Source organism: Allocellulophaga tsushimaensis, assembly GCF_055383085.1.
The window spans coordinates 2,102,776-2,120,757 of record NZ_AP039451.1 but is presented as its reverse complement, the minus strand read 5'-3'; the positions used below and the strand labels follow the sequence as shown (position 1 = coordinate 2,120,757).

The window sequence follows — 17,982 nt, the reverse complement described above, 5'->3', positions numbered from 1 at the left end:
AATAATACGACATTAGTGGTTAATAAAATGTAATAAGTCTAAAGTTTAATTTTTTAATCATTCCCTATAAACTTTTATCTTTAACCACTATGAAGCAATACCACGATTTATTAAGACATATTCTTGAAAATGGGAATCAGAAAGGAGACAGAACAGGAACAGGAACAAAAAGTGTTTTTGGATATCAAATGCGATTTGATCTTAGTGAAGGTTTTCCTATGGTTACTACAAAAAAACTGCATTTAAAATCTATTATATATGAATTATTGTGGTTTTTAAAAGGAGACACTAATATAGACTACCTTAAAGAAAATGGAGTGCGTATTTGGAACGAATGGGCTGATGAAAATGGTAATTTAGGACCTGTTTATGGACATCAGTGGCGTAATTGGAATAGCGAAGAAATAGACCAGATAAAGGAAGTTATTGATAGTTTAAAGACAAATCCTAATAGTCGTAGAATGCTTGTATCTGCATGGAACCCAAGTGTTTTACCAGATACCTCAAAATCTTTTTCAGAGAATGTAGCTAATGGAAAAGCTGCTTTACCACCTTGCCATGCTTTTTTTCAATTTTATGTGGCAGATAATAAGCTTTCTTGCCAATTGTACCAGCGTAGCGCAGATAGCTTTTTAGGTGTTCCATTTAATATTGCCTCTTATGCCTTATTTACAATGATGATGGCGCAGGCTTGTGGCTATGAAGCAGGAGATTTTATCCATACATTTGGTGATGCGCATATTTACAACAACCATATGGAACAGGTAGAACTACAACTAAGCAGAGAACCTAGACCTTTACCAAAAATGGAATTAAACCCTAATGTTAAAAATATATTTGACTTTACATTTGATGATTTCACGCTAGTAGATTACAACCCGCATCCACACATAAAAGGAGTGGTGGCAATATAAGCTAAAGTGCATCGTTTTATAGTTTCACCAAACACGCTATAACATGACCATTTCACACCTTAAATTTTCAATATTTTTTATTGCAATGATGAGCATTTCTTCTAATGCTCAAGAAATTATTGAAGATGGTATAGAAATAACTTCGCACAAACCTTTTGAAAATATAGAAACTTTTGCTTATTTCCCTAACTGTGCTTCAAATAATATTGAGAAAAGGAAAAATTGTACTGTAGAAAACATCAAACAAATACTTGGCGAAAACTTTAAAAAGCCACAGGATTCTACATCGCAAGCTTTTAATGGAAAAATATATTTTAAGTTTCAAGTAGATACTACTGGAGCGCTTGCCGAAATTAAAATTTTTGAAAGAGGAGGTTTAGAAGCTATTCAAGCAGATTTAGAAAAAGCAATAGAAAAATTACCAAGAATGACTATTGTTGAAAATGATGAGATGATCGCAACATCAGAATTTGTATTATACGCATACATTTCCCCTAATGCCCCAATACAATTTAAAATAATTGATTTAAAAATTAGTGAAATACAGAGAGAAAATCTTAAAAAAGAAGAAAGCGTTCCGTTTCAAATTATTGAAGAAGTTCCAATATACCCTGGATGCGAAACTTTAAGCAAAGCAGAACAAAGAAGCTGTTTTCAACAAAAAATACAGAAGCATATTAGAAGAAACTTTAAATACCCAGAAGAAGCTCAAACTTTAGGAATACAAGGACGTGCTTATGCCTTTTTTAGAATAAATAAAGAAGGTTTTATAACTCACATAAAAACAAAACAAGCACATCCGTTACTTGAGTTAGAAACAAGACGTATTATAAGTAAAATACCCCAATTAATTCCGGGGAAACAAAGAGGAAAAGCAGTGAGTGTTCCTTATGCAATTCCGCTTACTTTTAGATTGCAATAATTAAATTATATATGAAAAAAATAATTTTTATACTATTCGTTTTCTGTTATACAGGTACTACTTATGCTCAAAAAATTAAGAAACCTATTTACTTCCCCCAAGAACAGTTAATTCACCCTGAATGCACAGATGCTGATGATAAAAATGCTTGTTTAAACAGTCTTATTCAGCACAAACTAACAGAAATTATAAATAAGGAGATTATAGGAGTTACAATACCAACTGACACGTTATCAACTCGTGTTAGTTTTCGTATAAATACTGATGGCACCTTAAAAGACTCTACCTATCATACATCTGTATACATCAAAGGAATTAAAGCTAAAGAAAAATCTGAAGAGCAAAAAAAATTTGAAAAAAATGCGGCAGAAAAAATGAATACTTTTCTATCAAGTTTACCCAAATTAGAGGTATTGAACAAAAAAGATAATATTTATGAAAGTACACACTATTTTAGCTTTAGTTTTCTTACCAAAAAAGAGAACCTTATAGAACATATAAAAGGCAAAAAAAAAAATTATACATACACAGGTGGAATTATTGAAGAAGTGCCTGTTTTTCCCGGATGTAAAAATTTAAGAAACAAAGAATCTCGAGCTTGTTTTCAAAGAAAAATAATAAAACATATTAGGCGTAATTTTAGATATCCTAAAAGAGCACAAGCATTAGGTATAGAAGGGAAAGTAAATATAATGTTTATAATTAATAAAGAAGGAGAAGTAACTAAAGTACGTAAAAGAGGACCCCATCCTATTTTAGAAGAAGAAGCTGTTAGAATTATAAAATTACTTCCAAAAATTAAACCTGGAAAACGAAATGGCAAACCTGTACGTGTCCCTTTTTCAATTCCTATTGGTTTTAAACTAAGAGGATGAGTTTTTTAAGATAGCATAAATAATTTCAGATTACTTATCTTTAGGGCTGATTATTTTATCATGATTAGTATTGATTCCCTTCTAGATTTTTTCCTAGAAACAAGAGCACATACCGAAACCTTATGCAATCCTTTAGAAATTGAAGATTATGTGGTGCAGCCCATTGCAGATGTATCCCCTCCCAAATGGCACTTAGGACATACCACTTGGTTTTTTGAAGAATTTATATTAAAACCGCACGCCAAAGACTATCAAATTTTTAATGCAGATTTCTCTTTTGTTTTTAATAGCTATTATGAAACGGTTGGAAAACGTGTTATTCGCTCAGATCGAGGAAATTTATCTAGGCCATCTGTAAAAAAAGTTTACGAGTACAGAGCGTATGTTACAAGTGCAATAAAAGTTTTTTTTGAAAATGAACAACCTAAGAAATTAAATGATCTTTTAGAAATTGGTATTCATCATGAGAAGCAACATCAGGAATTACTACTTACTGATATCAAATATATTTTAGGAAATAATCCTTTACTACCTACATATTCGGATACTATAGCAGAATATACTGCCGAAGAAAATACGCAAGATTGGATTCCGATAAAAGAAGGCATTTATGAAATTGGCCATACATCAACAGATTTTTGTTATGACAATGAGCTTTCTGCCCACAAAGTTTTTTTACAAGATTTTGAAATATCAAATCGGTTAGTTACTAATAAAGAATATATTGATTTTATAACAGCTGGAGGTTATAAAAAGTTTGATTTATGGCATGCTGAAGCTTGGGATTGGGTAAGTAAAAACCATATAAAAGCTCCTTTGTATTGGCATCTTATAGATAACGAATGGTATTTTTATACTTTAAATGGCTTACAAAAAATAAGCTCACAAGCTCCTGTTACCCATATTTCTTATTTTGAAGCATTTGCCTTTGCACAATGGAAAGGCTACCGACTCCCTACAGAATTTGAATGGGAAGCGGCGCAAAATTATTTTTCTTGGGGCAAACGTTGGGAATGGACAGAGAGCGCCTACCTCCCTTATCCAAATTACAAAAAAGCGCCTGGCGCTCTTGGAGAATACAACGGTAAATTTATGGTAAACCAAAAAGTACTTAGAGGTGGTTCTATTGCAACACCAAAAAAGCATACCAGGCCAACGTATCGTAATTTTTTTCAAACCAATCTAAGGTGGCAATACACCGGAATAAGATTAGTTAAATAATAGTGAATAAAACATGCAAAACAAATTCCCATCAACTACTTTAACACAGTTTGAAGAAGACGTTTATAAAGGGCTTACAGATTTTCCTAAACACCTATCCTCTAAATATTTTTACGATAGTAAAGGAGATAAGCTTTTTCAAGATATTATGAATATGCCTGAGTATTATCTTACCGATGCAGAATACAATATCATTGATCAGTATAAGGCAGAAATAACAAATCTATTTTCTAAAAATGGATCTCCTTTTAATTTAATAGAATTAGGAGCAGGTGACGGTAAAAAAACAAAAGTTTTACTAAAGCATTTAATCGAAAATAATATTGACTTTACGTATCAACCTATCGATATTAGTCAGAATGCGCTAGACCAGCTAGAAGCTTCTGTACATAAAGAATTGCCAAAAGTTGCAATAGACACCTTACAAGGTACCTATTTTGAAACATTAGAAGAAATTGCTAAAGATGAGAAAACTAGAAAAGTAATCTTATTTTTAGGTTCTAACATTGGGAATTTATTACATGATCAAGCTATTGTATTTTTAAAAGATATTCAAAAATTATTGCATGAAGATGATTTGGTATTTATAGGTTTTGATCAGAAAAAAGCACCAAATATTATTTTAGATGCTTATAATGATAAAGCTGGTATTACAGCCGCTTTTAATAAAAATATATTGGCCAGAATTAATACTGAATTAGGAGCAAATTTTAATTTAGATTCTTTTACACATTGGGAAGTATATGACCCAGAAACGGGAACAGCAAAAAGTTTTTTAGTTTCTAAAATGAAGCAAAGTGTAATAATACCAGCTATTGAAACAACAATTCATTTTAATGCTTGGGAAACGATACACACCGAAATATCTCAGAAATACGATGATAAAACAGTGAACTGGCTTGCAGAAAATGCAGGATTACAAATTGAAACACAATTTACAGATACGGAAAAACTGTATAAAAATTATATTTTTAGTAAGACATCCGTTTAAAGTGTGACTAAGTAAAAAACAAAATTTATAAAACCATGAAAGCAATTTGGAATGATACCGTTATCGCAGAAAGTGATGATACTGTTGTAATTGAAAACAATCATTATTTTCCTGCAGATAGTATTAAAAAAGAATATTTTAAAACTACAGATACGCATACTACTTGCCCATGGAAAGGTGTAGCTTCATATTATAGTTTAGATGTAAACGGAAAGGAAAATAAAGATGCTGCCTGGTATTATCCAGAGGTTAGCGAATTAGCCAAACAAATAAAGGGCAGAGTTGCTTTTTGGAAAGGTGTCCGTGTTGAAAAGTAAAGGATATGTTTGTATTAATACTATAAAATCCCTGCAATAACATGTTATTGCAGGGATTTTATAGTATTTGGATTGCTTATAATTCTAGAACAGCATTTTCTGTCCCAGCATAATCATTCCATTGAAAACGATCTGCTTCTTGATCGTTGATGTAATCATTATCAACTAAATATCTAAACTCATAGGAGGTTTCTTTAGGGAGGTCTATAGTTCCTTTAAAAGTACCATTTTTAAGTTTTCTTAAGGATCCTTTTTTAGGATTCCAATCATTAAAATCTCCAACAACAAAAACTTTTGATGCCCCTTCTGCAGGTACGGTAAAGGTTACTTTGCAAACTGGTTTGCTCTTTAAATACTGTTTTGTAATAGCCATAATTATATTCTTTAAAAAATTCGACGCAAAACTCGTTATAAAATTATTGAAAACCAATAAGTTAAATTCGATTTATCATATTGATAAATTTGAATTTACAAAAAATCAACATTCTTAATATAGACCTTAATTTTTTTGCATTTAAATAACCATTACTTTGTTTTTTTTATAACATCTACAATCTTTTCTATATTTTTAGTCGTGTTATAAAAATGAAAACCAAAGCGAATCCCATTTCCTCTAAGCGAGCAAATAATATTGGCATCTGCTAAATTATGATACAATTTATCGTCCCCTTTTATATTAAATATAGTGCTATGATTTTTTCTATTGAAAACAACTTCTTCTAATACATTTAATTTAGAAAAAGCTGCAAAAGCAAATTTGCTTAAAATTTTATTTTGCTTCTCGATGGCATCTATTCCAATTTTCGATAAAAATTTGAGCGAATAATTAAGACTTCCAAAATTAAAACTATCTAAATGCCCAGGTTCAAAATGTTTTACAAAAGCAATCTTTTCTTTTTTAGCTTCATCTCCACTAGCTGCATTAAAACCTGTAAAATTTAAAGAAAAATGTTTTTTTATTTCTTCTTTAAATAACATAAAACCATTACCATTACCCGCAAGCAACCATTTATAGGCGCTAGCTCCTAAAACATCTATAGCAGATGTTTCAAAATTAAAATTAGTTGTACCACAAAACTGAGTACCATCAGCAATTATGATAAGGTTAGGAAATTCCAATTTTAGTTTTTTAAGAAAATTAAGGTCAATTTGTATTCCATTTAACCATTGTACTAAACTAATTGCCAATACATCTATACTTTCGTTTTTAATTTTTTGATAAATAGAATCTTCCAATTTTTCGGTTATCTTAACATAAAAAACTTGAAATCCTTTGCGTTCAACTGGCCATAGTACAGAAGGGTAGTCTTTTTCTAATAAAAGGATATTATTTTTTTTATCTAATCCTTCTAAAAGCATATTAAAACCTAAAGAAAAATTTGGAATTAAGGCCACATTATCTGGCAAACAACCAAAAAAATTACCCACTGTTTTTCTAGTCTCAGTAATAACTTTAAATGCATTGTTTTTAATAGCACTTCCTCCTATTAAAAAGTCCAAATCATGTTCTTGTCTCCATTCTAAAAGTCCATTAGATAAAATACCACAAGCGGCAGTATTTGCATAAATATGATGCTTTAGAATAGGAAACTCTTTTCTGCTATTTTCCATTTTGTAAAATAGGTATTTATTTATCTTTGTGAGTAAAGATACACATTGCCATCTTCCCGAAAGGGAAAAGTAATTTCCAAAATTAAACTCAAATTAAAACATTCTAATATATTAGAATATGATAAACTAGACTAAAGAAGTGCTATCAATTTTATTTTTATTTGTAATTCACTTCATAAATGTTTTTATTACCTATAAATTTATAGTCAAAATAGGAAAGAGAAAAACACAAAACTAGTCTTAATGCAAGAGAAAAAAAATACTGAGGCACCAACAGAAATTGAAACTGATTTTCCTATTTCAAAAAAAATAATAACTAATAAAAGGTTAGGCTCTATAGTAATGATTGCTGCAGTTGCAGAAAATAATGCTTTAGGAAAAGACAATGATTTACTATGGCATTTACCTGATGATTTTAAGTATTTTAAAAAGCTTACTACTGGGCATAAAATTATTATGGGTCGTAAAACATTTGAAAGTTTCCCTAAACCGCTACCTAATCGTATCCATATTATTATTACGAGAGATATCAATTATACTACAACGTATGCAAATTGTTTAGTTGTTCATAGCTTAGAAGATGCTCTTAATTTAATTAATGAAAATGAAATCTGTTATATTATTGGAGGTGGTGAAATTTATAACCTGGGAATGCAAGTTGCACATATCCTAAAAATCACTAAAGTTCATGAAAATTTTGAAGCTGATGCCTTTTTTCCTGAAATTGATATGGATATATGGGCATTAGAAAGTGAGGAATATCATCCCAAAGACGAGAAACACACTTATGATTTTACCTATCAGACTTTTAGCTTAAAATAATAGCATTCTACTATTTCAATAATTTCTAAAGCTACTTTTAACTTTTATTGGCTAGTTGCCCACAAGCTGCATCAATATCTTTACCTCTGGAGCGACGTACTGTAACTGTAATATGATGTTGCTCTAAAGTATGTACATACATGTCTATAGCTTTATTTGACGCTTGCTTAAATGCTCCATCATCTATTGGGTTATATTCTATTAAATTAATTTTACAAGGAGCAAATTTGCAAAAATCAACCAAAGCGTCCACATCTTTTTGAGTATCATTTATCCCATCCCAAACCACATACTCATACGTAATTCTACTTTTAGTTTTACGATACCAATATTGTAATGATTCTCTTAAGTCTTTAAGTGTAAAATTAGCATTAAAAGGCATTATTGAGGTTCTAATAGTATCAATTGCAGAATGTAACGAAACAGCTAAATTAAATTTAACTTGTTCATCTGCCATTTTTCTAATCATTTTAGGAACACCAGAGGTAGAAACCGTAATGCGTTTTGGAGACATCCCTAAGCCTTCTGGGGATGTTATTTTTTCTATTGATTTTAATACATTATTAAAATTCATTAATGGTTCTCCCATTCCCATAAAAACAATATTACTCAACGGTCTATCGAAATACAATCTGCTCTCATTATCAATAGCAACTACTTGATCATAAATTTCATCTGGATTTAAATTACGCATGCGTTTTAAACGTGCAGTTGCACAAAATTTACAATCTAAGCTACATCCTACCTGGCTCGATACACAGGCTGTTGTTCTTGTTTTTGTCGGTATTAAAACAGATTCTACCACTAAATCGTCATGCAATCGGACAGCATTTTTTATGGTACCATCAGTGCTCCGTTGCATCACATCTACTTTTATATGGTTGATGACAAAATTGGCTTCTAACATTTCTCTAGTCTGTTTAGAAACATTAGTCATTGCATCAAAAGAATGTGCTCCTTTTTGCCAGAGCCACTCATATACTTGGTTTCCTCTAAAAGCTTTATCTCCATTAGCTACAAAAAATGCTCTTAATTGCTCTTTTGTTAGCGCTCTAATATCTTTCTTTTTTATAATTTCCACGAGTTAAAGATAATTGATATCCTGTATTTAAAAAGAAATCTCGCTTTATAGCATCTTATAAAGCGAGATTTTATATTTGATTTCCAAGTAAAAAGGAAACTATTTTTTATAAGATTAGCATTGCATCTCCATAGGAATAGAATCTATATTCTCCTTCTACTGCTTGTTTATATGCTTCTTTCATTAAATCATGGCCCATAAAGGCAGAAACCATCATTAATAGTGTAGATTTAGGTAAGTGAAAATTAGTAATCATACAATTAGCGATACTAAAATCATGTGGAGGGAAAATAAATTTATTTGTCCATCCTTCAAAAGTATTTAAGGTATTTTGAGACGATACTCCACTTTCTAAACCTCTCATAGCTGTGGTTCCAACTGCACAAACTTTACGTTTGTTAATTTTTGCATTATTGACAATTTCAGTGGCTTTTTCGTCAATAATTAACTCTTCACTATCCATTTTATGTTTAGAAAGATCTTCTACCTCAACTGGATTAAAAGTTCCTAAGCCAACATGTAAGGTTAATTCAGCAAAATCTATTCCTTTAATTTCCAATCGTTTTAACAAATGCTTTGAAAAGTGCAACCCAGCTGTTGGAGCTGCTACAGCACCTTCATATTTTGCATATATCGTTTGGTAACGATCTGCATCTTCTGGTTCTACATCTCTTTTTATGTATTTTGGAAGTGGTGTTTCTCCTAACTCTTTTAATTTTCTTCTGAAATCTGGATAAGCTCCATCATACAAAAAGCGTAATGTTCTACCTCTAGAGGTAGTATTATCAATTACTTCTGCTACTAAAGTATCGTCATCTCCAAAGTATAATTTATTTCCAATTCTTATTTTACGAGCTGGGTCTACTAAAACATCCCAAAGACGTTGTTCTTCATTTAATTCTCGTAACAAAAAAACTTCTATCCGAGCACCCGTTTTTTCTTTATTACCATATAATCTAGCAGGGAAAACTTTGGTATTATTTAATACCATGACATCACCTTCGTCAAAATAATTGATCATGTCTTTGAACATTTTATGCTCAATTTTACCAGTTTCTCTGTGAATCACCATTAATTTAGATTCATCTCTATTTTCTGAAGGGTGTTCAGCTAATAATTCTTCGGGTAAGTCAAAATTAAAATGCGATAATTTCATACATGTTTTTTGTTACGTTATTGCGGCTGCAAATATACAATCCTGAATAGGGCGTTGTCAAGTAAAATAGCTTTTATCTTTTCTAAGCTCTAAAATTTGAGTTTAAATTTCTTTAGTTGCTATTTTAAATCGATTTAAATCTGTCCAAAAATCTGGGTATGATTTAGATACTACTCCTGCATCATTTATAATAATACTTGTTTTTAATGCCAATGGCGCAAAAGCCATTGCCATTCTATGATCATGATAGGTATCTATAGCAATATCTTTATGTAAAATAGTAGTAGGTATTAGTGTTAAGCTTTTATCTGAAACAGAAATATTTGCGCCCAACTTTAAAAGCTCAGTATGTAATGCCTCTAACCTATCGGTTTCTTTTATTTTAAGTGTATGTAGACCTGTTAAATGACAACCAATACCTAAACCATAACAAGTCACCGCTATTGTCTGGGCAATATCTGGGGCGTTTACCAAATCATATGTTACTGTTTCTAATGTACAATCCGCTATTTTACGTAATATAATTGTGTTTTCGTTAAAAATAGTTTTAACTCCAAAATCTTTATAAATCTCAGAAAGTACGCTATCACCTTGTAAACTATTTTTTTTATAGGAAGACAAACTAATTTCTGAACCTATTGCTGCAAGTGCAACTACGCTGTACGAATACGATGCGGAACTCCAATCAGATTCTACTACTAATGTTTTTTCTTCTACTATTGGTTTATATAACACTTTAATGGTGTTCCCTTCAAAAGAATTTGTTATACCCACCTGCGTTAATAAGGCAAGTGTCATTTTAATATAGGGCACCGAGGTTATATCACCCACTAATTCTATTTCTAATCCATTTTCTAAACTCGCTGCTGTAAGCAATAATGAAGAGATATACTGACTACTAATATTAGCAGGTAAACTCACTTTATTTTTAGTAAGTTTTTTTCCAACAATTTTTATTGGCGGATAACCTTCTTCTTTTTCATAAGAAATGGTTGCTCCTAACTTTATTAAAGCATCTACTAAAACTTTTATAGGGCGCTCCGTCATTCGTTTAGAACCAGTTAAAACCACTTCCTTCCCTTCTTGCGCTGCAAAATACGTAGTTAAAAAACGCATAGCTGTACCAGCATGATGTATGTCTACAATTCCTTTACTTACTTTAAGCCCCTTTGCCATTACCTGTGCATCATCAGAATTAGAAGTATTACGAATACTTAAATTTTTGTATAGGGCCTGTAATAATAATATCCGATTAGACTCGCTCTTTGAACCAGTAACTTGTATATTTGCTTTTATAAGTGTATTTGCTGGTGGGCTTAAATATAGTTTCAATGTATTTATTTTACTTAAAAAAGCAAAAATAGAAGTTTTAAAGCGTATTATATATCTTTTTATATAAGGAATCCTGATTTTGTTTTATTCTAAACAAAATCAGGATTTAAAGTAAGTACTAATATCTCAAGAAATTACTTTATTTCAATTTCTCATTAGCATGATGTCTATTGTGATCTCTTTTTGTTTTAATATCTAATTTTTGGTCAAAAGCTTCTTGGAGATTTACCCCTGTTTGGTTTGCTAAACATAATACTACAAACATTACATCCGCTAATTCTTCTCCTAAATCCTTATGTTTGTCAGATTCTTTCTCACTTTGTTCTCCATATCTACGCGCTATAATTCGGGCTACTTCACCAACTTCTTCTGTAAGTTGTGCCATATTGGTAAGCTCATTAAAGTACCGAACTCCATGTTCTTTTATCCAATCATCTACTGCCTTTTGAGCGTTTTGTATGTTCATGACCTTATATTTTTGTCAAAACTACTTTTTCTGTTTGTTTTTCTACTAAAAGTCTGTAAAATTCTTTTAATGACTCATACATATGTGTGGGTATTATTGCAGATTTTATTGAGGTTGTAGTCATTATATTAATTTGATTTTCAGTATGACTAATATTAAATCTAAAGGAACCCATATTATCTGGCATAGCTGTAGAAGACGGTTCTGGCATAGATTCTATTTTATAGCCTTCTGGTATTTTTATAGAAATAATATTTTTATCTGTCCAAGGATGAGAAAAATCTATTGGGTATTCTCTTTTTTCTAATGTGAATGGATTTTTTGTATTTGCTTTAAAAAATAAAGGCGAAAAATATATTTTATCTCCAATAACATCTGCCTGACTTTCTATAGAAAAGCTGAATTTTTCCATAATTGGCTTCCCCAATTCTTTTTTGTTTTGCACTGAAAAATCATCAACTTCCATATCATTATTACTAGTTTCCAATTTTTCTAAATAATCATCCTCATCTAAACCATTATAACGTTGTCTATAATTATAGGCGTTATAATCTGTATAATTAATTCTCATCATACCATCTAAAGAACCATCATCATTTAAAGTTACTTGCATCATATTAGTTTCATTGGCTGTACGGTTTGTTTGTAAAGGGATACTCATCGAATTTCCATTTTCAGCGATTAATCTACCATTCCAGTTTACTGCTCTATTAGGAATCATATTAGGCTCCGAATAGGTTTCTGTGGCATCAAGTAATATAATTTCTTCTCCTATTTTAACTGATGCAATAACATAATTAAAACCTTCTCTTGTTGGGAAAATTGGAATACCATGACTTCTTGTACTTACTAATACGGGAAACGCTTTTAAGCCAGCTTCTTTTAACATAGCAACAAGCATTAAATTAATATCAGCTACATTTCCTGTTTGTTCTTTGAATGCTGTTTTAAGTCCTCTACTACAAAATACACCATAATTTTTATTCCAATTCATATGGTGCTTTACAAAAGAAAAAACAGCACTAATTTTCTCTTCAGGACTAGTTTTACCTTCCAACAAAACTGTTAATTCATCCCTAAAATATTTTGTGCCATTTAATTGTTTTCCAAAATTAGGACTCTCATAAATTGTTTTTGCAACTTTTTCCCATGTAGTAGCGTAACTTTTTACTGGTGATTGGGGGAAATTTGTATATTGTAATTCATAATTTACAGAAGATCTATAATTATCCATATTGTTAACATATGGCTCTTCTTTTAATGCTGGCACATCTACTAAATTATAAGATGTTTCATTAATTCTATAATCTATTATAGAAGTAGCATTAGACCTATTTAAAGGATCAAAATTTGAGCCTCCGTAACGATTTTGTCTGTTATTAAAAGTTATTTTCCCTGATTTTGAATTCGTTTTGGGTTTAATCATTAAATACCCTTTCATATTGGTTTTAAAAGAAAAATATTCTGGTACGGCAATACTAATATCTTCTTTTTTTATAGGAATATCATATTGTAAGTCTATTTCATCTATACTATACCAATGAGGAGAATCTATTTTATAGGTATATTCAATTACACTACCTTCTTTTACATTCCCCATTGTAAATTTCTCTTTATTGTAGTTTTCATTTACCTTTTCTTTAAATATTTGAGAATTTAAAAGTTTTGTTTTTTCTATTTTGTTATCTACTAAATTATAGGTGTATGCTTTTAAACTTATTAATTTCTCTCTATCATCACTACTTTTTCCTGTATATATATACTCAGACACAGTAGCATACTTAAAACCTTTATTACTATATATTTTTATACGCTCTTGAACTTTTCTAGTAATATAAAAGCCCCCATTTTGATTGTCGTACCTATAACTAATATCTATATTTCTATACAAAACTGATGCTGCAGCTGTAGAATCTTTGGCGTAAAATTTTTCTTGTAATTCTTCTTTACTTACTTTCCCAAATTTATGTACTTGAGCATGTACTGCCGTTATACTTATTAATAATAATAGATTAAATTTAAATATGAATCTCATTGGTTAGGATTGGTTTAATTACTATTCTTTTTTGGTTTATTTTTTTACTAATACTGCTTTTGCATTATCTATGCTTTTCATTTCTTTCATAAAAGCACGGTATTCTTTATATTTTTCTTTGGCATACATCCCTTTTTTCACTAGACAACTCCTCTTATAAATAATAGATTTTTCATCAGCTGTTTTGGTAATTGCTACTTTATAGTGTCCAAACTCGTTTTCTATATTTTTAGAATCCGGTAATGCTTCAATAAGATACCCTTCCGGAATATTAACTTTAAACTCATCTTCATCAAAATAACCGCGCTGTATTTCTAAGGGTAAATTTCTATTTCTATATCTTTTAGGAATAGCACTTGATTTATTAAATGTATTTAGCACAAATAGTAGTCTATTTCCACTCTTACTTGCGTAGTTAATTGCATCTACAGATACTTTTTCAGTAAAAGCTATATTCTTTTCATCATTTTTAAAATCATAAGAAGTAATATTTAGATTATTAATATTATTCCAATTAGTCTTGTAATGTTTTAAGACTTGTTCGTCTGTTCTATCTTCTAAATAAAATCTATTATCGTATTGAGTACCTTTCGTAGTGATGGTAAGGTCTGCTTTAATATGACCGTTTTCGGATACATCATACGCACCATTGATAGCCTGATAGTTTTGCTCATTAATATATGCGTCTGTTTTAACAATTTCGCCACCTTCAGGTTTTATAACCAATACTTTTCTATCGTCAGTAAAATCACCAATAAAACCAAAAGGATGTACTTGCGATGTACAATCTATCCAGTAATATTTATTCTTGTAAGGTATTGCTAAAATCACATGATCTCCTGCCCATAAATATGGAAAATCTTCGTCAAAATCTACTTTATTCTGCCCAGATTCTACATGCGTATAATACGCTTTTACTCCTACTACATTTAGTAAAGCCTTTGTATAGTTGGACAAGCCTTTACAATCGCCATATTTTACTCTATCTACTTCTAATGCACTTATAGGTTGTATGCCTCCAATACCTACTTGTACACTGATATATCTTGTATTATCCTGCACATATTTATAAATAATTTTAGCTTTTTCTAAATCATCTGTAACTCCTTTTACTAAAGAGAGGACTTTTTGTATTGTCTGTTCTGGCAGACCGTCCTGACCTTTTATAAGGTTACTATGCATCCATACACCTACATCACTCCATGTATCTATTTCCCCATCATAACCCTCGTAATGGAAATTTTTTATCCTTGGAATAATCCTTGGTGCAATTTTGCTAAAAGAAGGGCTTAAACTCTCATGTTTAACAGCCTTAATATTTGAAGCTTTATAGGAAATACTATTCGCTGTTTCTTCTTTTTCAAAAGTAATTTTGTGTAAATTTTCTTCTTTTATTTCTGGTTTTAAAGTATTCGATTTATAATTTATAGTATAATAAGACGCTTCGGTACTTACTAAGAATCCATCTGAAAAATACCAAGGTGGTATAAAACCTGTGTTTTTAGTTGTGGTTTCTACAGTAAATTCTATGGTATATGGATAAGCAATAGGAGTATAATCTAAATACAGTACTCTGGAATCTGAATATAGGGTTCCGCCACTTACAGCGCTTACATCTTTAAAATCTTTACGTTTTATTTTATCAATTTCTTGCCCTAATTTGTTATAAACTATTGCTTGGATGCTAGTTATTTTTAAGCCATCATCATACCAAGATCTTGCATTTACAAACTTTTCTCCTTTTTTATTGAGGACAGTAACTATTCTTTTTTGTTTGATAGTCATGCTTTGTTGTGACAAAAGATCTATTTGAATTTCATCTAAACGAACTATAGCATTGGCATTTTCTGTTAAGCTCTCATCTAAAAGTAAGGCCTGGTATTTTGGATTTTGTGATGATGCTAATTGAAAAAATAATGTAAAATAAATAAATAATAAAAAGCGCATACTTGGTTTGGTTTGGTCTACGCTGTTAAATTATTAAATTTTAGCACAAATAAGAAAAGAAAATCGTTAAAAAACTCTATTCTTTGTTTTTTGTATCAATTATAATCGTAACTGGACCATCATTAAGCAAATCTACTTGCATATCTGCTCCAAAAACTCCTACACCAACTTCCTTTCCTAAATCTGTTTCGAGTTGGGTTATAAATTGTTCATAAATTGGGATTGCAATTTCGGGTCTAGCGGCCCGTATGTATGATGGCCGATTGCCTTTTTTTGTAGCAGCGTGTAATGTAAATTGACTTACTACTAATGCAGCTCCATTGGATTTTAACAAAGATAAATTCATTACACCATCACTATCATTAAAAATACGAAGATTCACTATTCTTTTTGAAAGCCATTTAATATCTTCTTTTGTATCTGCACTTTCTATACCCAACAAAATTAGTACCCCCGAAGTTATTTCCGAAACTAGTTTTTTATTTACTGTTACACTACACCTAGATACTCGTTGTATAACTGCTCTCATTTTTTTTCACCATAAATATCTGTTCGGTAATTTTCTTCTTCTCCGGTAAGCATTTGCACGTAACTTTTATACCTCGTCCATGCTACTTTTCCATCTTCTAAAGCATCTTTTACAGCACATTTAGGCTCTTCTAAGTGCACACAATTATTAAATTTACAATATTGTTTTAATTCAAAAAATTCTGGGAAATAGTCACCTATTTCATTTTGCTCCATATCTACAATACCAAAACCTTTTATCCCTGGAGTATCTATAATTCTAGCGTCCATTTCCAAATCAAACATTTCTGCAAAAGTTGTAGTATGTTGTCCTTGTGCATGTTGTTGTGATATTTGAGTTGTTTTTAAATCTAGATTTGGTGCTATGGCATTTACTAATGTAGATTTCCCAACACCAGAATGACCCGAAAACATACTAGTTTTACCTCGCATTAATTCTTTTACTTTATCGATATTTTTACCAGTAGTAGAAGAAATACCAATACAAGTATAACCTATATTTCTATAAAGAGCAGCTAAATACTTAATTTCAGCTAACTCGTCTTCGTTATAGGTATCAACTTTATTAAACAGTAATATTGCAGGAATATGATACGCTTCTGCAGTAATTAAAAAGCGATCAATAAAACTGGTAAAAGTAGGTGGGTTGTTTAAGGTAATCATTAAAAAGACCTGATCCAAATTTGCTGCAATAATATGAGTTTGCTTAGATAAGTTTACTGATTTACGAACAATATAATTTTTACGTTCTGTAATATCTGTAATAATTCCCACGGTTTCATCACCAATTGTTTCTACTTCAAAAATCACTTTATCCCCTACTGCCACTGGGTTAGTACTCTTAATTCCTTTTATCCTAAATTTTCCTTTTATTCTACATTCATAAAAACTACTATCCTCTGCCTTAACAGTAAACCAACTCCCAGTAGATTTATATACAATTCCCTTCATTCAATTTAGATAAAATTTATCACACAAAATAACAACTTTTATACTAAATCGGCTTTAGGGGATAAAAATTAGTTTATTTCTAATAAAAGCAATTCGTTTTTACTCGATTTTATCGTATTTTTACTCAATATTATAAACCAAAAACCAAAAAAATGAAGACTTTAATTTTATTTTTATTACCACTTTCTTTAATTGCTCAGACTAGCCTTTATGAAAACCCTAAGTTTGATAGTATCTCTAAATCGCATAAAATAATAGCGATGACACCCTTCAAAACTCAAGTTAAATTAAGACCAAAACAAATGAAGGAAATGAATTCTGATGATATAGAAAGACTTGAAAAATCTGAAGGCCAAAGTATTCAGTCAGCTATGTACTCATGGTTTTTAAAAAGAAAAAAACGAGGCAAATTAACATCAATAGAAGTACAAGATCCAAAAACTACAAATGCATTACTTGCTAAAAAAAATATTAGTTATGAAAATATTAATGAGTACACTCCGAAAGAATTAGCAGATATTTTAGAAGTAGATGCCGTAATATCTGGAGATTTCAAAACTGACAAACCAATGTCTGAAGGTGCTTCTGTTGCTCTTGGGCTTTTAATAGGCTTTTGGGGAGCAACAAATAATGCCGTTATAAATATGAGTGTTCACAATGCTGATGATGGATTATTGCTATGGAATTATAACAAAAAAATAAGAGGAAGTCTAGGAAGTAGTCCTGATGACCTTATAAATATTTTAATGCGGAAAGCTTCAAGAAGATTAGCTTACACGAAAAATTAAAAATTTGTTATAGTTAGTTAACGAG

General features: G+C 30.6%; 18 protein-coding genes. 8 read left to right on the top strand and 10 right to left on the bottom strand.

What is annotated here, in order from left to right:
- Nucleotides 1–89 precede the first annotated feature (89 nt).
- The 6 genes from ACZ451_RS09075 to ACZ451_RS09050 are packed head-to-tail and all read left to right on the top strand — an operon-like array spanning nucleotide 90 to nucleotide 5,240.
- Nucleotides 90–914 carry a thymidylate synthase gene (locus tag ACZ451_RS09075; protein ID WP_464216797.1) on the top strand — a complete coding sequence of 275 codons (825 nt, stop codon included), beginning with the start codon at nucleotides 90–92 and terminating at the stop codon, nucleotides 912–914.
- A 43-nt stretch (nucleotides 915–957) separates the two neighbouring features.
- Nucleotides 958–1,836, top strand: a complete 879-nt coding sequence (locus tag ACZ451_RS09070) for an energy transducer TonB (protein WP_464216796.1) — start codon at nucleotides 958–960, stop codon at nucleotides 1,834–1,836.
- Between the two features lie 11 nt (nucleotides 1,837–1,847).
- The gene (locus ACZ451_RS09065; RefSeq protein ID WP_464216795.1) at nucleotides 1,848–2,711 is read left to right on the top strand and encodes an energy transducer TonB; all 864 of its coding nucleotides are present in this window, start codon (nucleotides 1,848–1,850) and stop codon (nucleotides 2,709–2,711) included.
- A gap of 60 nt (nucleotides 2,712–2,771) precedes the next feature.
- Complete coding sequence (gene egtB, locus ACZ451_RS09060; protein WP_464216794.1) at nucleotides 2,772–3,932, top strand: ergothioneine biosynthesis protein EgtB; 1,161 nt, start codon at nucleotides 2,772–2,774, stop codon at nucleotides 3,930–3,932.
- Nucleotides 3,933–3,945: 13 nt separating this feature from the next.
- Nucleotides 3,946–4,923 carry an L-histidine N(alpha)-methyltransferase gene (egtD, locus tag ACZ451_RS09055; protein ID WP_464216793.1) on the top strand — a complete coding sequence of 326 codons (978 nt, stop codon included), beginning with the start codon at nucleotides 3,946–3,948 and terminating at the stop codon, nucleotides 4,921–4,923.
- A gap of 35 nt (nucleotides 4,924–4,958) precedes the next feature.
- The gene (locus ACZ451_RS09050; protein ID WP_464216792.1) at nucleotides 4,959–5,240 is read left to right on the top strand and encodes a DUF427 domain-containing protein; all 282 of its coding nucleotides are present in this window, start codon (nucleotides 4,959–4,961) and stop codon (nucleotides 5,238–5,240) included.
- Between the two features lie 76 nt (nucleotides 5,241–5,316).
- Here the strand turns inward: ACZ451_RS09050 and ACZ451_RS09045 are convergent, their stop codons facing one another.
- Both ACZ451_RS09045 and ACZ451_RS09040 read right to left on the bottom strand, forming a co-directional pair.
- Nucleotides 5,317–5,613, bottom strand: a complete 297-nt coding sequence (locus tag ACZ451_RS09045) for an isoamylase early set domain-containing protein (RefSeq protein ID WP_464216791.1) — start codon at nucleotides 5,611–5,613, stop codon at nucleotides 5,317–5,319.
- A gap of 152 nt (nucleotides 5,614–5,765) precedes the next feature.
- A complete protein-coding gene (locus tag ACZ451_RS09040) occupies nucleotides 5,766–6,851 on the bottom strand; it encodes an aminotransferase class V-fold PLP-dependent enzyme (RefSeq protein ID WP_464216790.1) in 1,086 nt (361 codons plus the stop codon).
- Between the two features lie 342 nt (nucleotides 6,852–7,193).
- On the opposite strand from ACZ451_RS09040, the gene ACZ451_RS09035 reads away from it, so the two are divergent.
- Nucleotides 7,194–7,673 carry a dihydrofolate reductase gene (locus ACZ451_RS09035; RefSeq protein WP_464216914.1) on the top strand — a complete coding sequence of 160 codons (480 nt, stop codon included), beginning with the start codon at nucleotides 7,194–7,196 and terminating at the stop codon, nucleotides 7,671–7,673.
- Between the two features lie 37 nt (nucleotides 7,674–7,710).
- On the opposite strand, the gene rlmN is transcribed toward ACZ451_RS09035, so the two are convergent.
- From rlmN to rsgA, 8 genes are all read right to left on the bottom strand, one after another.
- Nucleotides 7,711–8,754 (bottom strand): dual-specificity RNA methyltransferase RlmN, encoded by a 1,044-nt coding sequence (rlmN, locus tag ACZ451_RS09030; RefSeq protein ID WP_464216789.1) that lies wholly within the window; start codon nucleotides 8,752–8,754, stop codon nucleotides 7,711–7,713.
- Nucleotides 8,755–8,860: 106 nt separating this feature from the next.
- Nucleotides 8,861–9,910 (bottom strand): tRNA preQ1(34) S-adenosylmethionine ribosyltransferase-isomerase QueA, encoded by a 1,050-nt coding sequence (gene queA, locus ACZ451_RS09025; protein ID WP_464216788.1) that lies wholly within the window; start codon nucleotides 9,908–9,910, stop codon nucleotides 8,861–8,863.
- Between the two features lie 102 nt (nucleotides 9,911–10,012).
- Nucleotides 10,013–11,242, bottom strand: a complete 1,230-nt coding sequence (locus ACZ451_RS09020) for a 3-phosphoshikimate 1-carboxyvinyltransferase (protein WP_464216787.1) — start codon at nucleotides 11,240–11,242, stop codon at nucleotides 10,013–10,015.
- Between the two features lie 139 nt (nucleotides 11,243–11,381).
- The gene (locus ACZ451_RS09015) at nucleotides 11,382–11,708 is read right to left on the bottom strand and encodes a nucleotide pyrophosphohydrolase (RefSeq protein ID WP_464216786.1); all 327 of its coding nucleotides are present in this window, start codon (nucleotides 11,706–11,708) and stop codon (nucleotides 11,382–11,384) included.
- Between the two features lie 4 nt (nucleotides 11,709–11,712).
- Nucleotides 11,713–13,743: a DUF3857 domain-containing protein gene (locus ACZ451_RS09010; protein ID WP_464216785.1), complete on the bottom strand. Its 2,031-nt coding sequence runs from the start codon at nucleotides 13,741–13,743 to the stop codon at nucleotides 11,713–11,715.
- Between the two features lie 36 nt (nucleotides 13,744–13,779).
- Nucleotides 13,780–15,690 carry a DUF3857 domain-containing protein gene (locus tag ACZ451_RS09005; RefSeq protein ID WP_464216784.1) on the bottom strand — a complete coding sequence of 637 codons (1,911 nt, stop codon included), beginning with the start codon at nucleotides 15,688–15,690 and terminating at the stop codon, nucleotides 13,780–13,782.
- A gap of 76 nt (nucleotides 15,691–15,766) precedes the next feature.
- Nucleotides 15,767–16,219: a D-aminoacyl-tRNA deacylase gene (dtd, locus tag ACZ451_RS09000; protein WP_464216783.1), complete on the bottom strand. Its 453-nt coding sequence runs from the start codon at nucleotides 16,217–16,219 to the stop codon at nucleotides 15,767–15,769.
- The gene (gene rsgA / locus ACZ451_RS08995) at nucleotides 16,216–17,169 is read right to left on the bottom strand and encodes a ribosome small subunit-dependent GTPase A (RefSeq protein WP_464216782.1); all 954 of its coding nucleotides are present in this window, start codon (nucleotides 17,167–17,169) and stop codon (nucleotides 16,216–16,218) included. Before rsgA ends, dtd begins: the two co-directional genes overlap by 4 nt.
- A gap of 152 nt (nucleotides 17,170–17,321) precedes the next feature.
- On the opposite strand from rsgA, the gene ACZ451_RS08990 reads away from it, so the two are divergent.
- Nucleotides 17,322–17,957 carry a hypothetical protein gene (locus ACZ451_RS08990; protein ID WP_464216781.1) on the top strand — a complete coding sequence of 212 codons (636 nt, stop codon included), beginning with the start codon at nucleotides 17,322–17,324 and terminating at the stop codon, nucleotides 17,955–17,957.
- Nucleotides 17,958–17,982: the final 25 nt, after the last annotated feature.

Coding starts and splice junctions, on each gene's coding strand:
- ACZ451_RS09075 (WP_464216797.1), top strand. CDS start 90: ATGAAGCAATACCACGATTTATTAAGACATATTCTTGAAAATGGGAAT.
- ACZ451_RS09070 (WP_464216796.1), top strand. CDS start 958: ATGACCATTTCACACCTTAAATTTTCAATATTTTTTATTGCAATGATG.
- ACZ451_RS09065 (WP_464216795.1), top strand. CDS start 1,848: ATGAAAAAAATAATTTTTATACTATTCGTTTTCTGTTATACAGGTACT.
- egtB (WP_464216794.1), top strand. CDS start 2,772: ATGATTAGTATTGATTCCCTTCTAGATTTTTTCCTAGAAACAAGAGCA.
- egtD (WP_464216793.1), top strand. CDS start 3,946: ATGCAAAACAAATTCCCATCAACTACTTTAACACAGTTTGAAGAAGAC.
- ACZ451_RS09050 (WP_464216792.1), top strand. CDS start 4,959: ATGAAAGCAATTTGGAATGATACCGTTATCGCAGAAAGTGATGATACT.
- ACZ451_RS09045 (WP_464216791.1), bottom strand. CDS start 5,613: ATGGCTATTACAAAACAGTATTTAAAGAGCAAACCAGTTTGCAAAGTA.
- ACZ451_RS09040 (WP_464216790.1), bottom strand. CDS start 6,851: ATGGAAAATAGCAGAAAAGAGTTTCCTATTCTAAAGCATCATATTTAT.
- ACZ451_RS09035 (WP_464216914.1), top strand. CDS start 7,194: ATGATTGCTGCAGTTGCAGAAAATAATGCTTTAGGAAAAGACAATGAT.
- queA (WP_464216788.1), bottom strand. CDS start 9,910: ATGAAATTATCGCATTTTAATTTTGACTTACCCGAAGAATTATTAGCT.
- ACZ451_RS09015 (WP_464216786.1), bottom strand. CDS start 11,708: ATGAACATACAAAACGCTCAAAAGGCAGTAGATGATTGGATAAAAGAA.
- ACZ451_RS09010 (WP_464216785.1), bottom strand. CDS start 13,743: ATGAGATTCATATTTAAATTTAATCTATTATTATTAATAAGTATAACG.
- ACZ451_RS09005 (WP_464216784.1), bottom strand. CDS start 15,690: ATGCGCTTTTTATTATTTATTTATTTTACATTATTTTTTCAATTAGCA.
- dtd (WP_464216783.1), bottom strand. CDS start 16,219: ATGAGAGCAGTTATACAACGAGTATCTAGGTGTAGTGTAACAGTAAAT.
- rsgA (WP_464216782.1), bottom strand. CDS start 17,169: ATGAAGGGAATTGTATATAAATCTACTGGGAGTTGGTTTACTGTTAAG.
- ACZ451_RS08990 (WP_464216781.1), top strand. CDS start 17,322: ATGAAGACTTTAATTTTATTTTTATTACCACTTTCTTTAATTGCTCAG.